This window comes from Synechococcus sp. H55.7, assembly GCF_047462395.1.
GTDB lineage: Bacteria > Cyanobacteriota > Cyanobacteriia > Thermostichales > Thermostichaceae > Thermostichus.
Genome location: NZ_JANSJD010000004.1, coordinates 1 through 14,908 on the forward strand (window position 1 = coordinate 1; position 14,908 = coordinate 14,908).

The window sequence follows — 14,908 nt, forward strand, 5'->3', positions numbered from 1 at the left end:
AGGGGGACAGGAGCGCGAATTCTATACCTGCCTGTGTATGCGCCGGAATTGAATCCTATTGAGATGATGTGGTCGGTTTTGAAGCATTTTATTCGGCAGTTTTCCAGAGTTGGGAAGTATAGCCTGGAGCAGATAGTGCAGACTTCTTTACTACTGATTAATCCATCCTGCTTCCGAAGTTGGTTTGCTAAGTGTTGCTACTGTACCCCTTGATTCTTTAACAGGCTGTGCAAGGCAGCAAGAGCAGGGGTAAAGGTGGTGGTGCTGCCTGCCTACAGCTCGCAGACTTGTCACCGGTGTTTGTGGATTGGCCAGCGGGAAGGGAAGCGTTTTCGTTGTGTGAACCCGGCCTGTGGCTAGGAAGGGGATGCAGATTTGAACGGTGCCAACGTCATTGCACTTTTGGTGGCTGCCATAAACCAGCCTGGAGGTCCGTGGTTGGCTTGCCAACTGCAGGGCTACTGTTCGCGTCAGCGGCGCGTAGCGCTAAAACCCCACCCGCCTATGCGGTGGGGTAGTTTATCGATAGCAGGGAGGGCACTGCTGAACCTTGGCAGGGCAACTGGCTGGACTAGTCAGCCGCGGGATCCCTGCGAAGGTGGGTGGACAAGTCGGGGAAAGTCTCCAAGCTGGCCGCCCACTCACCAATGAGGGCGTTGACCCAGTGGGGCAGCTCGTCGTGAGCGCAGTGACCCACCCCTGGCAGCTTCACCAAGGTAAGAGCCGGCTGCCAGCGCTTGAATTGGTCTGCCAAAAAGCTGGGCACCGCCGGATCTTCTTGGCCCCAGAGGAGCAAAATCGGCATTTTGAGGGTGGGCAGCAGGCGCTTGGGGCTGTCGAAGCGGCGGCAAAGGATGGCCCTCAGGCTATCCAAAAACACGTGGGCTGCCCCCGGCTCAAAGGCAGGCCTCTGGAAGATCTGCACCAACTCCTCGTCCACCTGCTCGTCCCGTTTGTAGACATTTTTGATCCAGGCCCGCAGCACCTCGGTTTGTCGCAGCCAGTTAAACAAATGGGGATAGGTGAGCGGGCAGCCCAAAACAGCCAGGATCCCTTCGCAAAGGGCTTGAACCAGGGCATCCCAAGGAGAGGGCAATTCTTCCGGGTGAGGCCCATCGGCACAACTGATCAAGCACAAACCCTTCACCATCTGGGGATAGCGGGCAGCCGCGATCACCCCCACCAACCCGCCGATGGAGTGGCCCACCAGGATGCTGGGCTGTTGGATGTGGGCATACCAAAACTCGTACACCTGCTCCACCCACAGATCGACGCTGTAGGCGATCTCCGGCTTGGCGCTTTTCCCAAATCCCAGCAAGTCAAGGGCATAGACGGGGCGCTGGGATCCCAAGGGAACAATGTTATGGCGCCAATGGCCCACCGAGGCTCCCAAGCCATGGATCAAGATGGCCGGAGCCGCCGTCAAGTTCACCTGGCCCTTGGAGGTTTGGGCGCGACTGGGGGTGTAGGTGAAATGGATAGACCAGCCACGCCAGAGCCAGGTTTGGGAATGGCCATAGCGAGGGAGCACGGCAAGGGGATCCCTGTTGCCGACCGAAGAGGGGGCCGGCGCGAGGGGAGGGGAGCTTGCCCCGCCGACAGCAGCAGAGGGAGAAAAGTTGGGTTCAGGCAAGGGAGGAGCGTGTGACAACAACAGGCCCATCTCCACCAGCATAGACCGATCTTAGCGGCTGCTTCGGGGCGTCTAGAGTGGAACTAAAGGGGCGTTTCTCTCAGGTAACCCTTTTGAGCACAGCTTTTCTGGACGTTCTGCGCGACTTTCCCCGAACAAGACTGCTCGCGTCAGCAGGACGTAGAAACCACCCTAGCCGAACCATGGCTCCGCCTGTGGATCCCACGATGGCTGAGATGATGGATGAGACAGCTTGGATAGACCCCATTACGGCGGCCAGCTTTCGCCAGATCGACCAAGAGATCGGCCCCCACCCCTGGCAAGGGATCCCCTATGAGATCGTGCGCCGCGCCATCCACGCCACCGCCGATTTTGAGCTGCGGGATCGCTTTGTGTTTAGCCCCACGGCGGTCGAGGTGGGGCTGGCGGCCCTGCGGCAGCAAAGGCCCGTGGTGGTGGATGTGAGGATGGTGGCTGCCGGGATCCAAGCTGGCCTTGAGGCGCAGGGGATCCCGCTCTATTGCGCTTTGGACTGGGTGGAAGACCCCCCCGCGGCAGGGCAAACCCGCACTGCCCAGGGGATGATCCAGGTGGCCCGCCGCTACCCGGAAGCCATCTTTGTTGTCGGCAATGCGCCCACGGCGCTGCTGGCGCTGGTGGAAGAGATTCGGGCAGAGCGGATCCGGCCCAGCCTGGTGATCGGGGTGCCGGTGGGCTTTGTGGCCGTGGAGGAGGCCAAACAGGCATTGGCACAAACGGATGTCCCCCAGATTCGGGTGGAGGGCCGCAAAGGCGGATCCCCGGTGGCCGCTGCCATCGTCAATGCTCTGCTGCTGGCCGCTCGCCGGGATCCCATTCCCAACTGACTAGAATTGGAACGACATCTTCAGACCTTTCCCATGACCCCCGAACAAGAGGAGTGGCTGATCCGCAACCTTCAGCTCCAACAAGAACAGCTTCAAGAGCTGCGGGCTGAGCAGCAGCGGGCCGCCCAGCGCTTTGAGGCCCAGATGACGGAAATGCGACAGGCCTTTGCAGCCCAGATCGCCGAGATCCGAGCCGAGCAGCAGCGGGCCGCTGAGCGTTTCTCCGCCGAGATCGCCGAACTCCGGGCCGAGCGGCAACAAGCTGCCGAGCGCTTTGAGGCCCAGATGACGGAAATGCGGCAGGCCTTTACAGCTCAGATCGCCGAGATCCGGGCCGAGCGGCAACAAGCCGCCGAGCGCTTTGAGGCCCAGATGACGGAAATGCGGCAGGCCTTTGCAGCCCAGATCGCCGAGATCCGAGCCGAGCAGCAGCGGGCCGCCGAGCGTTTCTCCGCCGAGATCGCCGAGATCCGGGCCGAACAGCAGCGGGCCGCCGAGCGCTTTGAGGCCCAGATGACGGAAATGCGGCAGGCCTTTACAGCCCAGATCGCCGAGATCCGAGCCGAGCAGCAGCGGGCCGCCGAGCGTTTCTCCGCCGAGATCGCCGAGATCCGAGCTGAGCGGCAACAAGCTGCCGAGCGCTTTGAGGCCCAGATGGCTGCAATGCGAGCCGAGCGGCAGGCCATCGAAGCCCAGCTCCAGACCGAAATCCAGGAGATCCGGGCGTTAATTCAGCACAACCAGGAGCGGATTCGCCAGAACGAAGAGCGGGGAGATGAGCTGGAGAGGGCCATCCAGGAGTCTCGCCGCGATATGCAGGCCGGGTTTGCCGAGCTGAGGGAAGCGCAAGCCATGATGATGGAGCAATTTCGGGATCGGGATGGTCGCCTGATCGAGGCTCATCTGGGCTTTATTCGGGAAATGCGGGAGATGCAGCGGGAAGTAGCGGAGCTGCGCCTGGATTTTCTCAACCACATGCGCCAGTACCACCCGCCTGTCGAACGCTAGATGGCGAGCCGGTTGCCTCAGCTTGCGGTCGTAGGGGTAGCTGGAGATGGCTCGGTGGCCTCTTGGGCGATTCCCCCCCTCTCCCAAGCGCAAACCCTGGCCGGGCCCCCCAGCCTGCTGCAGCACTTTGCCGACCATCCGGCCCGCCAGATCCGGCTTACTGGATCGGTGGAAAGTTGGATCCCGCTTTTGCAAAAGGAGCTGGCACAGGGATCCCTGGTTTTATTGGCCAGCGGGGATCCCCTGTTTTTTGGGATTGGGCGCCTGCTGACCCAGTATTTCCCGGCGGAGCAACTGGCTTTTTACCCCCAAGTCAGCTCGGTGCAGTTGGCCCTCAACCGCCTGCAGATCCCCTGGCAGGAGGCCACCATTCTCAGTCTGCACGGGCGGGGAATGGAGCCGTTGGAACCCGCTCTCAAACAGGGATCCCCTGTGATTGTGGTGCTTACCGACCCAGAGCACACGCCAGCCAGCTTGGCCCAGTTCATTGCCGACCTGCGGTTGCCGGTGCGCTACCAGGGCTGGGTATGCAGCCAACTGGGATCCCCCCACGAGCAGATCCTGCCTCTGCAGGAAGGTGAGAACTCCGCTTTCCCCAGCCCCAATCTGGTGGTGTTGCGCCGCGTTGACCCGGAACCGGATCCCCGCCGCTGGCCCCTAGTCGGGATCCCCGACGACCAGTTCCACACCTTTCCCGACCAGCCCGGCCTGATCACCAAGCAACCCATCCGCCTGCTCACCCTGGGGGCCTTGCAATTGCCGCGGCAGGGAGTGGTGTGGGATGTCGGGGCCGGCACCGGCTCCGTGGCCGTAGAGATCGCCCGCCTCTCCCCCCAGCTCCAGGTCTATGCCGTTGAGCGCAACGCCATGGGTATTTGTCTCATCCGGCGCAACCGCCAACGCTTCGGCCTGGAGAACCTGCACGTGATCCCCGGGGCAGCGCCCCAGGTGCTGGCCGACTTGCCGGATCCCGATCGGGTGTTGCTGGGGGGAGGCGGCAAAGGGATCCGCGATCTGCTGCCGGTGGTGGCTGCCCGCCTGCGGCCTGAGGGGATCTTGGTGGCCAACTTTGCCACTCTGGAAACCTGCAGCGAAACCCTGCAATCGCTGCGCTCGCAGGGCTGGCAGGTGCGGCTAGAACACATCCAGATCTCCCGCTCCACAGCCCTGGCAGAAGGCACCCGCTTCGCCCCCCTTAACCCCGTTTACCTGCTGCAGGGGATCCCTTCAACTTTGCAATCTCGCTGAACCCCCTCCTTTGGGGTGGGGGGTGAGAGAAAAATTACCCCTCATCCTCCTCGTCGGTGGTGAACCCGGGTCGGTACAGATAGGAGGGGCGATTGGTCTTCTTAATTTGGTCTTTGAGGGATTCTAGGTCGATGTAGCGATCTGCCAAGTTGATCAGTTGGTCGCTGGTCATGGAACGCAAGCTAACCACCTCCACCCGTGCCCCTTGGTAGCTGACGGCATTGACCGCGTAGGCCAAATCCCCATCGCCGCTCACCAGCACTGCCGTCTCGTACCAACGCACCAGCGACAACATGTCCACAGCAATTTCCACATCTAGGTTGGCCCGCTTGGATCCATCGGGCAGTTGGGTCAGCTCTTTGGTAACCACGCGGTAGCCGTTGCGACGCATCCAGAGCAAAAACCCCTGCTGCTTTTCGTTGTTGCGATCGACGCCGGTGTAGAAAAAGGAGCGCAGAAGGGGAGAACGGCCGGTTAGCGTCTTCAGCAGGCGGGTGTAGTCGATCTCAATGCCCAGTTGCAGAGCGGCATAGAACAGATTGGATCCGTCGATGAAGATGGCCACACGACCACGGTTGTCCTGCAACGGATCCGAAGGCTGAAAGCCGGGATCGGGGTCAAGACGCAACATTCGGCTTTTCTTCTCCAAGTGGTTTTGGCAAAGGGATAGAAAAAGGTAAGGTATTAAAGGATATATGAACAAGGCATCGGCAAAAAAAGGCCCTGGCCGGGGAGATACGTCATTTACCCTAGCGCAGGAAACACCCCACCCCTGGAAGACTTCCAAAATCCTAAAGAAAAAATACTTATCGGAGAGCTCTTGCGAATGACAGGCCAACAGGGGGCGCTGCCCTATCGTTTCCCGACCTCCCTGCACAGAGGGGTGTTGCGCAGCCGCCACAAGCGCTTCTTTGCCGAGGTGGAGCTGGAAAATGGGCAACAGGTAACCGCTCACTGCCCCAACACCGGGCCGATGACGGGGGTTTGCCAGGTAGGGGCACCTGTGTACCTCTCCCATCACCCCGATCCCAAGCGCAAATTGGCCTACACCTGGGAGATGATCCAGGTGGAAGGGGTGTGGGTGGGGATCAACACTGGCCTGCCCAATCGCCTGGTGGAATGGGGGCTGGAACAAGGGTGGTTTCCCCAGTTGGCGGGGTTTTCTCGTTGGCAACGGGAAGTGACCTGCGGCAGGAGCAAAATCGACTTCCTGCTGATAGGAGACTCTGGCTTGGCCTACCTAGAGGTTAAAAATACCACCTGGGCCGTGGGATCCCGCGCCCTCTTCCCGGATACGGTGACGACTCGCGGGCAAAAACACCTGGAAGATTTGATTGAGATCCGCCGGCAAGGCCAGCGGGCTCTGCTGCTGTACTGGATCAACCGTGCCGATTGCACCGAGTTCGCCCCTGGCGCAGAACGGGATCCCCGCTATGCCCATCTGTTTCGCCAGGCGCTGCAGGCGGGGGTCGAGGTGTTGCCCTACCGGATCGCGGTCTCGCCCCAGGGGATCCATCCCCTGGGTTTGGCCAAAATGGTGGCCTGAGCGTTGTCTTGGGAACCTGCTGCTATGCAAGTGGCCACCTGGAATGTCAACTCCATTCGCACCCGGTTGCCGCAAGTTTTGGCTTGGCTAGACAAGCAGGGATCCCTGGATGTGCTCTGCTTGCAGGAGACCAAGGTGGTGGATGAGGACTTTCCCCGCGCCCCCTTTGAGGAGCGAGGCTTTCATGTGGAGGTGTACGGGCAAAAGTCCTACAACGGCGTGGCCGTAATTAGCCGGGAGGTGCCGGAGAAGGTGGAGCGGGGGTTTGGCGCGCTGCTGTCGGCGGCTGCAGACCTGGACGAGCAAAAGCGGCTGATCGGCGCCCTCTACCACGGGATCCGCATTCTCAACCTCTACGTGCCCAACGGCGAGGCGGTGGGATCCGACAAGTACGCCTACAAGTTGCGCTGGCTGGCCACGCTGAAGGACTACCTGGCCGTTGCCCTCAGCCAAGGGGATCCCATCTTGCTCTGTGGGGACTTTAACATTGCCCTGGAAGACCGCGATATCTACGATCCCCAAAAGGCCGGAGAAATCATGGCCTCGGAGCCAGAACGGCAGGCCCTGCGGGAGATCCTGGCTTTGGGGTTTGAGGATGCCTTTCGCAAGTTTAACCCGGATCCCGGACATTTTAGCTGGTGGGACTACCGGGCCGGAGGGTTTCAGAAGAATCGCGGCTGGCGCATCGACCACCTCTACCTTTCTCCCCCGCTCCAGGACAAGGCCACTGCCTGCTGGATCGACGTCGAGCCGCGGCGGCTACAAAAGCCCAGCGACCATGCCCCTGTGGTTGTGGAGCTGGCGGTCTGAAATCCCCAGGCCGCTCCCTTGCCAATCTTTTCTCGAGACAAGAGCGGCTATCTACGCTAGGCTGGTAGATGTTAACGAATGTATCGGGCTACCGCCATGGCGCTCTTTGGTTTTGGCAAACTGAGCAAGAAGCTGACCTTGCCCACGCCGGAAGAGGCTTTGCCGGGCCGCTCCGAGCCAATGGCAATCGTTAACCGGCACTACGTCAAGGGCACGCCCCTAAAGCCCCCTTTTCCCGAGGGCATGGAGCTGGCCCTGTTCGGCATGGGCTGCTTTTGGGGAGCGGAGCGCAAGTTTTGGCAGTTGCCCGGGGTGTTCACCACTGCCGTGGGCTACGCTGGCGGGTATACCCCCAACCCCACCTATGAGGAGGTTTGCACCGGTTTGACTGGCCACAACGAGGTGGTGCGGGTGGTTTACGATCCCAGCCAGATTAGCTACCTGCAGCTTTTGAAGGTGTTTTGGGAAAACCACGATCCCACCCAAGGGATGCGCCAGGGCAATGATGTGGGCACCCAGTATCGCTCCGGCATCTACGTCTATTCCCCGGCACAACGGGAGCTGGCGGAAAAAACCCGCGATCTCTACCAGCAGGCTCTGAGCGCCCACGGCTACGGCCAAATCACCACTGAGATCCTGGACGCCCCAGAGTTCTACTACGCCGAAGACTACCACCAGCAGTACCTGGCCAAAAACCCACGCGGCTACTGCGGCCTGGGGGGCACCCAGGTTTGTCTGCCCGAGATCCTCACCGAGTCTGTCTAAGCCACACCCTAGCCGATGACGGTCATGGCTGCCCTCACCCCCGGCCCCTCTCCCTCAGGGAGAGGGGGGTTAGAGCGTTGATTGCAAGGATCCCAAAAGATGTCTAGAAGATGCGGCGGGAAGGGGATCCCCGCTCCAGCAGCTCCTTGGCCACCAGGGTTACCACCGCCAGCAAGGAGAGCACCACTGCCGCCGCATAGGCCGAGCCCGTGGCATAGCTGCGGTAGGCATCTTCCACAAATAAGGGAAGGGTCTGGGTGCGGCCAATGATGTTGCCAGAGACCACCGCGACAGCGCCGAACTCCCCCATGGCGCGGGCATTGGTCAGGATGACCCCGTACAGGAGTCCCCAGCGGATGTTGGGTAGGGTGATGCGCCAGAAGATCTGCCAGGAATTGGCCCCCAGGGTTTTGGCGGCTTCTTCTTCCTCGCTGCCGGCCTCTTCCAACACCGGCAGTACCTCCCGCACTACAAAAGGGAGCGTGATGAAAGCCGTGGCCAGCACAATGCCCGGAAAGGCAAAGATGACCCGCAGGTTCCAGGATCCCAGCCAACCCTGACGGCCAAAGAGGAGCACCAGCATCAGGCCGGCCACCACCGGGGAAATGGAAAAGGGCAGATCGATCAAGCTGAGCAGCAAAGCCCGCCCCGGAAAACGGCGGCGAGCCAAGGCCAAGGCGGCGCAGAGGCCAAAAAAAGTATTGAGGGGAACAACAACCAGCGCCGTCAGCACCGTCAATCGGAGGGCGCTGAGCAGCTCCCGCTCGGTCAGGTGCTGGAGAAAAGCTGGGATCCCTTCTCGAAACGCTTGATAAAAGATGTTCACCACCGGGATCCCAAGCAGCAGGGCGATGTAGAGCCCGACAATGCCGATCAACAGGCCCGACAGCCAAGGGTTTGTCGATGGCTCCGGTTGGACACCCGCTATCCCGTCAGGTTTCATGGCGACTTCCCCAGGCTTGCAGAAGGTTAATCACCACCAGCGACAAGAACGAGATCCCCAGCATCGCCGTCCCGATCACCGTTGCCCCGGCATAGTCGTACTGTTCCAGCCGCTGGATCACCAGCACTGCCGCGATGAGATCCCGGAAGGGGATGCTAGAGGCGATGATAACAATGGAGCCATATTCACCCACAGCACGGGAAAACCCTAGGGCCACGCCGGTCAACACGGCGGGCAAAATCTGGGGCAGCACCACCCGCCAGAAGGTCTGCCAGCGGGAGGCGCCCAAGCTCCAGGCCGCCTCTTCCACATCTCGTTCCAGCTCCTGCAGCACCGGCTGTACCGTCCGCACCACAAAGGGAAAAGAGATAAACAGCATCGCCACCCCCACCCCCAGCCGGGTAAAGGCAATGCGGATCCCCAAGGGGGCCAAAAGGGATCCAATCCAGCCGTTGCTGCTGTAAACGGTTGCCAGGGTGAGGCCGGCCACAGCCGTGGGCAGGGCAAAGGGCAGATCGATCAACCCCTCAAGGAGCTTTTTGCCGGGGAAGGCGTAGCGCACCAACACCCAAGCCGTCAGGGTGCCCATTACGCCGTTAACCAAAGCCGCCAGCAGCGCGGTTACAAAAGTAACCTCATAGGCGGAGAGGGCCACCGGATCCGTCGCGATCCGCCAGAACTCCGCCCAGCCGACGCTGCTGGACTTGGCGATCAAGGCCGCCAGCGGCAAGGCCAACATCAGGAAGAGATAGCCCAAGCTCAGCCGCCACGGCCAAGACAGTTGAAACCCGGCTTGCTGCAACTTTCCTCAAGCTCCCAGCGACATCGGACTCCGTCCCGCCATTGCCAGCGGGGTCATGGCAGTTTTCTTATCGTTTTTTTTGAGGGGAAAGGCCTTGACCACCTTGGGGCGGACATAGACCTGCTGCCCCACCTGCAGCGGCTGGCTGGCATATTGCTCGCGGCTGAGGTGGGCCCACAGGGATCCGCCATCGCTGAGAATCAGCTCCGCCTGGATCTCCCGCCCCAGGTGGATGATCTCTTTGACCCAAGCCGAGACGCCGCTGCTATTGGGGTTGACCTCGATCTGCACATCGTGGGGGCGCAAGAAGAGCTGGTGCGGGCCCGCCTGGGCCTCGGGAAGCTGGCAAGATAACAGGGAGCGGGGAGAGAGCTCGTTGACCGGGCCGATGAAGCTCATGACAAAGGGAGTGGCCGGGTGATCGTAGATCTCGGCAGGGGATCCCACCTGTTCGATCCGCCCCTGGTTCATGACCACGATCTGGTCGGCTACCTCCATGGCCTCTTCCTGGTCGTGGGTAACCAAGACGGTGGTGACGTGCACCTTGTCGTGCAGGCGCCGCAGCCACTGGCGCAGCTCCTTGCGCACCCTGGCATCTAGCGCCCCAAAGGGCTCGTCCAAAAGCAAAACCTGCGGCTCCACCGCCAAGGCGCGGGCCAGCGCCACCCGCTGCCGCTGCCCACCCGAAAGCTGCGAGGGATAGCGATCCCCAAAACCCGACAGTTGCACCAGCTCCAACAGCTCGTCCACCCGCGCCCGGATCTCGGCCCGCGAAGCTTTGCGGATCTCCAGGCCAAAGGCGATGTTCTGCCGCACCGTCATGTGCTTGAACAGGGCGTAGTGCTGGAAGACAAAGCCGACGTTGCGCTCCTGGACGCTGGCATGGGTGGCATCCCGCCCGGTGAGGAAAATCCGCCCCGTGTCCGGCTTTTCTAGGCCGGCAATCAGGCGCAAGAGGGTAGATTTGCCGGAACCCGACGGCCCCAACAGGGCAACCAGGGATCCCGTGGGAATGGTGAGATCCGTAGGGTGGAGAGCCTGAAACTGCCCAAAACGCTTCGATACCCCTGCAATGGTGATGCCCATAGGTTCTGCCTAGCTAAGGGTTGGCCGGATGGCGCTGCCTATCCCTGAGGAGGTAGGGAGCCTCTAATCTACGGTAAACCTGTCAACAAACCGTTGATACTGCTCCCAGGATACCTTGAATGGGGATGCAAAACAAGGGAGGCTCCCTACAACCCAGCTTGGATGCGGTCAAACACAGCCCCATCGGCAAAGAAGCGGTTTTGGATCGTCTCCCAGCCGCCCAGGTCGGCGACGGTCACCAGCTTCTCGATGGGAGGGTACCGCCGGGCAAACTCTTGCGCCACCGTCGGCTCCACCGGACGGAAACCCACCTCGGCAAAGGCCCGCTGCGCTTCTGGAGTAAACAGGTAGTTCACAAAGGCTTCGGCCACGGCGCGGGTTCCTTTTCGCTCCACCGTGGCATCCACCACGGCTACGGGGTTGTCGATGGAAATGTTGGGATCCGGCACCACGTAGGGCAAGGGCTGGCCGCGCAGGCCGGCCAGGATCACCTCCTGTTCGTAGGTGAGCAGGGCATCCCCCTGCCCTTTTTGGAAAAAGACATCGGTGGCTTCCCGCGAGTCCCGCGGCAGGACGCGGACATTTTTGTAGACCTGGGTGGTGAAGGCCAGGGCCTGAGGTTCAGGGACAGCACTCCAGAGGGCCAAAAAGTTCCAGCGGGCGCCCCCTGAGGTTTTGGGGTTGGCGGTAACCACCTGCAAGCCAGGCCGGGCCAGGTCCAGCCAAGAGTGGATAGCGTGGGGGTTGCCCTGCCGCGTGACGATCACCACCACCGAGCGGGTAACGATCCCTTGGTTGGGCGTGCGGCTTTCCCAGTCCGGTCGAACGAGACCGGCAGCCACAATGCGCTCCACATCCAGGCCCAGGGCCAGAGCCACCACATCGGCATCCAGCCCGTCAATGACCGCCCGCGCTTGTGTGGCCGAGCCGGCATAGCTGCTTTCTACGCGCACCTGTTGGCCGGTCTGGGCCAGCCAGTGGGCCTCAAAGGCAGGGATGATCTGCCGGTAGGCATCGCGGGTCACCGCAAAAGAAGCTAGGAGAATCCTCACTTCCCCTTGGGATCCCACCCCGCAGCCGCCCAGCCCCAGCAGAAGTCCCAGGAGCAGGGATCCCATCGCCAGCCACCGCCCCACTCTCCCCGACCAGGCCACCGCGACAGGTGAGGGGATCCCCAATGGGTTCCCTGCTGTCCCTTCCATGTTCACCCCTATCCCCAAAAACTTCTCCACTTCTGTGTCCCTCACCCCCGGCCCCTCTCCCAAAGGGAAATTGCCCTCACCCCCAGCCCCTCTCCCAAAGGGAGAGGGGAGCTGAAGGGCTTTGCAACCCGTGAGGCTGGCTGCCGCTCTTCACATTCTACGGTAAGCCGGTCGGCAAACCGTTTTTAGGGCCAGGGATCCCTAGGCAGGGCAGGGGGTGGGGAGCGCCGCATCGGCAGCGAGATCCAGCGTGGCCCTGAGGAGGCCGGGATCCTCTGAAGAGGGGAGCAACTGGAACCCCAAGCGCCTGCAGAGGCGGCGCATGCCCTCGTTTTCGCTGAGCACCTCGCCGGTGAGGCGCCGGATCCCTTCGCAGCGGGCCACCTGAATCAAGCGGGTCAGCAGCTCCGTGCCGATCCCCTGTCTTTGGTAGGGATCCGCCACCAACAGGGCAAACTCGGCTTCTTCGGGAGGGCCGTGTTTTTTGGAGAGGCGGCTGATGCCGAGGATTGTAGCTTCTGGCTCCTGTTTTTCCGCCACCAGGGCGATCTCGCGGTCGTAGTCGTTAAAGCAGATGCGAACCAAGCGCTCGTGGGCGATGCGGGCGCTGTATTTGATGGAGTGGAAGTAGCGCAGGTAGATGCTGTAGTCGGAGACGTGGCGGTGAAACTGGATCACCAGCGGCTCGTCTTCGGGACGGATGGGGCGGATGATGATGCCCTCGCGGAAGGGCCAACTGTACTGGCTGGGGTAGGGGCGGATGGCCAACGGCACGGGTGGTTCTTGCTCCGAGCGCAAAATGACGCGGGCATCCAAAGCCAGCAGTTGCTCGCCCGAGGCCAGCAGGGGGTTGATGTCGATCTCTTGGATCTGCCGCTGTTCGGCCACCAGTTGGCTGAAGCGCACCAAGAGCTGTTCCAGCGCTTCCAGATTGACGGCTCGGCGCCCCCGCACCCCCTTGAGGGCCTTGTAGATGAGGGTATTCTCCATCAGGCGGCGCGCCAAGGTGGTGTTGAGGGGGGGAAGGCCAATGGCGCGATCCTGGAACACCTCCACCAGTTGGCCGCCGCTGCCAAACAGCAACACCGGCCCAAACTGGGGATCCTCGCTGCTGCCCAGGATCAGCTCGTAGCCGTCGGTGCGGATCATCGGCTGCACCGTCACCCCTTGGAAGTGCTCTGGCCCTGCTTTCTCACTGACGTTGCGGCGAATCTGGGCGAAGGCCCGCCGCACCGCTTCGGCATCGGGCAGGTTGAGCTGCACGCCGCCCACGTCGCTCTTGTGGGTGAGGGTGTGGGAGTAGAGCTTCAGCACCACCGGGTAGCCCATTTCTGCGGCGGCCTCTACCGCTGCTTCCGGGCTATTGGCCACCCGCGTGGGCACCACCGGGATCCCGTAGGCGGCCAGGATCTCCTTGGACTCGACCTCGGTTAAGAGCCGGCGACCTTGCTGCCGGGCTTGGCCGAGAATTTGTTGCACCCTCTCGCGCTCGACCGCTGTTGCAGGGAGCAGAGTGGGAGTTTCGTAGAGGGCCTTGAGGTTGTCGCTAAAGCGCCACAGATAGCTGAACACCCGTGCCGCCTGATCCGGATAGCGGTAGGTGGGGATCCCCGCTTGGTTAAGGATCTGCTCGCCGGCATCCACCAAGTCTCCCCCCATCCAACTGGCCAGGATGGGTTGGCGGGAGCCGCTGCGCCGCCAGGTCTCTGCCACCTTGGCAGCAGTGGCGGTGGGATCCGTCATTGCCTGGGGGGTGAGGATCACCAAACAGCCCTGGCTGGCGGGATCCCGCAGCACGATCTCCAGCGCCTGGGCAAAGCGCTCCGGCCCGGCATCGCCCAAAATATCAATGGGATTGCCGTGGCTCCAGTGGGGCGGCAGGATGGAGTTAAGCTGCTCCAGGGTTTGGGGAGAGAGCTGGGCCAGGGATCCCCCGGCGCGGATGAGGGTGTCGGTGGCCAGCACCCCCGGTCCGCCGGCATTGGTGAGGATGCTGAGGTGGGGGCCCTGCGGGCGGGGCTGTTTGGCCAGCACCTCCGCCATGTCGAAGAGGTCTTCGATGTGATCCACCCGCAGCACACCGCAGCGGCGGAAGGCTGCATCCAAAACCGCGTCGCTGCCGGTGAGGGATCCCGTGTGGGAAGCTGCCGCCTGGGCCGCCGCCTGGGTACGCCCCGCCTTGATGACAATAATCGGCTTGCTCAGCGCCACCTCGCGGGCCGCCGACACAAACGACCGCGCGTCCCCAATCGACTCCATGTAGAGGACAATGCTGTGGGTATGGGGATCCTCGCCCAGATAGTCGATGAGATCCCCCCAGCCCACATCCAGCATGGATCCCAGGGAGATGAAGGCGCTAAAGCCGACATTTTCCCGCAGGCTCCAGTCCAGGATCGAGGTGCAGAGCGCCCCGCTTTGGCTGATAAACCCCACGTTGCCGGGTCGGGCCATCTGGGCAGCAAAGGTGGCATTGAGGCCAGTGTGGGGATTTTGGATCCCCAGGCAGTTGGGACCAATGAGGCGCAGCTTGCCGCGGGCAGCCTCTTGGATGGCCTTTTCCAGCTCCAGCCCCTCCGGGCCAATTTCCTTAAAGCCTGCCGAGAGGACAATGGCCCCCTTGACGCCGGTCTCGACGCATTCTTGGATAACCGCCGGCACCCCGGCTGCCGGGATGGCGATGATGGCCAGATCCACCGGCTCCGGCAGAGCAGAGAGCCGCTCGTAGGCCCGGATGCCCAACACCTGGTGCCGCTTGGGGTTGACCGGGTAGACCGTGCCGCCAAAGGGGTGGCTGATCAGGTTCCAGAGCACCGTGCGCCCCACACTGCCCTCGCGCTCTGTTGCCCCCACCACCGCCACCGAGCGGGGCAGAAAAATGGGATCTAAGGGGTGGGATCTGGCCTTCCAGATGTCCAGGCTGGGATCGGGGCGGTGCAGCGTAGCCATAGCCGTTGCAAGGAGGGAAGGGAGAAGTACGTTTTGGCGGGGAGGAAGGCCGA

At 62.0% G+C, this 14,908-nt stretch carries 14 protein-coding genes and 1 pseudogene; 8 read left to right on the forward strand and 7 right to left on the reverse strand.

Annotation, left to right across the window (positions count from 1 at the left end; translation table 11 throughout):
- Both NW851_RS02540 and NW851_RS02545 read left to right on the forward strand, forming a co-directional pair.
- Positions 1 to 213 (forward strand): transposase (locus tag NW851_RS02540; RefSeq protein ID WP_414336911.1); only part of this gene is annotated, 213 nt, incomplete at its 5' end.
- A gap of 18 nt (positions 214 to 231) precedes the next feature.
- Positions 232 to 462, forward strand: a pseudogene (locus NW851_RS02545) (zinc ribbon domain-containing protein); the annotation flags it as partial.
- A gap of 109 nt (positions 463 to 571) precedes the next feature.
- Here the strand turns inward: NW851_RS02545 and NW851_RS02550 are convergent.
- On the reverse strand, positions 572 to 1,675 hold the full coding sequence (locus NW851_RS02550) for an alpha/beta fold hydrolase (protein WP_414335325.1): 1,104 nt from the start codon (positions 1,673 to 1,675) through the stop codon (positions 572 to 574).
- 161 nt (positions 1,676 to 1,836) lie between these two features.
- On the opposite strand from NW851_RS02550, the gene NW851_RS02555 reads away from it, so the two are divergent.
- The 3 genes from NW851_RS02555 to cbiE are packed head-to-tail and all read left to right on the forward strand — an operon-like array spanning position 1,837 to position 4,755.
- Positions 1,837 to 2,499 carry a cobalt-precorrin-8X methylmutase gene (locus NW851_RS02555; RefSeq protein ID WP_414336912.1) on the forward strand — a complete coding sequence of 221 codons (663 nt, stop codon included), beginning with the start codon at positions 1,837 to 1,839 and terminating at the stop codon, positions 2,497 to 2,499.
- A 33-nt stretch (positions 2,500 to 2,532) separates the two neighbouring features.
- Positions 2,533 to 3,507, forward strand: a complete 975-nt coding sequence (locus NW851_RS02560) for a hypothetical protein (RefSeq protein ID WP_414336914.1) — start codon at positions 2,533 to 2,535, stop codon at positions 3,505 to 3,507.
- A gap of 12 nt (positions 3,508 to 3,519) precedes the next feature.
- Positions 3,520 to 4,755 carry a precorrin-6y C5,15-methyltransferase (decarboxylating) subunit CbiE gene (gene cbiE, locus NW851_RS02565; protein ID WP_414336915.1) on the forward strand — a complete coding sequence of 412 codons (1,236 nt, stop codon included), beginning with the start codon at positions 3,520 to 3,522 and terminating at the stop codon, positions 4,753 to 4,755.
- Between the two features lie 34 nt (positions 4,756 to 4,789).
- Here cbiE and NW851_RS02570 read toward each other — a convergent pair whose 3' ends face one another.
- Positions 4,790 to 5,386 (reverse strand): NYN domain-containing protein, encoded by a 597-nt coding sequence (locus tag NW851_RS02570; protein ID WP_414335330.1) that lies wholly within the window; start codon positions 5,384 to 5,386, stop codon positions 4,790 to 4,792.
- A 195-nt stretch (positions 5,387 to 5,581) separates the two neighbouring features.
- On the opposite strand from NW851_RS02570, the gene sfsA reads away from it, so the two are divergent.
- The 3 genes from sfsA to msrA all read left to right on the forward strand — a co-directional run bounded on the left by sfsA (position 5,582) and on the right by msrA (position 7,876).
- Positions 5,582 to 6,301 carry a DNA/RNA nuclease SfsA gene (gene sfsA, locus NW851_RS02575; protein ID WP_414336917.1) on the forward strand — a complete coding sequence of 240 codons (720 nt, stop codon included), beginning with the start codon at positions 5,582 to 5,584 and terminating at the stop codon, positions 6,299 to 6,301.
- A gap of 24 nt (positions 6,302 to 6,325) precedes the next feature.
- Positions 6,326 to 7,111: an exodeoxyribonuclease III gene (gene xth, locus NW851_RS02580; protein ID WP_414335333.1), complete on the forward strand. Its 786-nt coding sequence runs from the start codon at positions 6,326 to 6,328 to the stop codon at positions 7,109 to 7,111.
- 96 nt (positions 7,112 to 7,207) lie between these two features.
- Positions 7,208 to 7,876, forward strand: a complete 669-nt coding sequence (msrA, locus tag NW851_RS02585) for a peptide-methionine (S)-S-oxide reductase MsrA (protein WP_414335345.1) — start codon at positions 7,208 to 7,210, stop codon at positions 7,874 to 7,876.
- Between the two features lie 103 nt (positions 7,877 to 7,979).
- On the opposite strand, the gene cysW is transcribed toward msrA, so the two are convergent.
- The 5 genes from cysW to NW851_RS02610 form a co-directional block, all read right to left on the reverse strand.
- Positions 7,980 to 8,819: a sulfate ABC transporter permease subunit CysW gene (cysW, locus tag NW851_RS02590; RefSeq protein WP_414335334.1), complete on the reverse strand. Its 840-nt coding sequence runs from the start codon at positions 8,817 to 8,819 to the stop codon at positions 7,980 to 7,982.
- Positions 8,809 to 9,621: a sulfate ABC transporter permease subunit CysT gene (gene cysT, locus NW851_RS02595; RefSeq protein WP_414335336.1), complete on the reverse strand. Its 813-nt coding sequence runs from the start codon at positions 9,619 to 9,621 to the stop codon at positions 8,809 to 8,811. The genes cysW and cysT overlap by 11 nt, the downstream gene beginning before the upstream one ends.
- A 6-nt stretch (positions 9,622 to 9,627) precedes the next feature.
- Complete coding sequence (locus tag NW851_RS02600; protein ID WP_414336919.1) at positions 9,628 to 10,707, reverse strand: sulfate/molybdate ABC transporter ATP-binding protein; 1,080 nt, start codon at positions 10,705 to 10,707, stop codon at positions 9,628 to 9,630.
- A gap of 146 nt (positions 10,708 to 10,853) precedes the next feature.
- Positions 10,854 to 11,954: a sulfate ABC transporter substrate-binding protein gene (locus NW851_RS02605; protein ID WP_414336921.1), complete on the reverse strand. Its 1,101-nt coding sequence runs from the start codon at positions 11,952 to 11,954 to the stop codon at positions 10,854 to 10,856.
- A gap of 156 nt (positions 11,955 to 12,110) precedes the next feature.
- Complete coding sequence (locus NW851_RS02610; RefSeq protein ID WP_414336923.1) at positions 12,111 to 14,855, reverse strand: GNAT family N-acetyltransferase; 2,745 nt, start codon at positions 14,853 to 14,855, stop codon at positions 12,111 to 12,113.
- Positions 14,856 to 14,908: the final 53 nt, after the last annotated feature.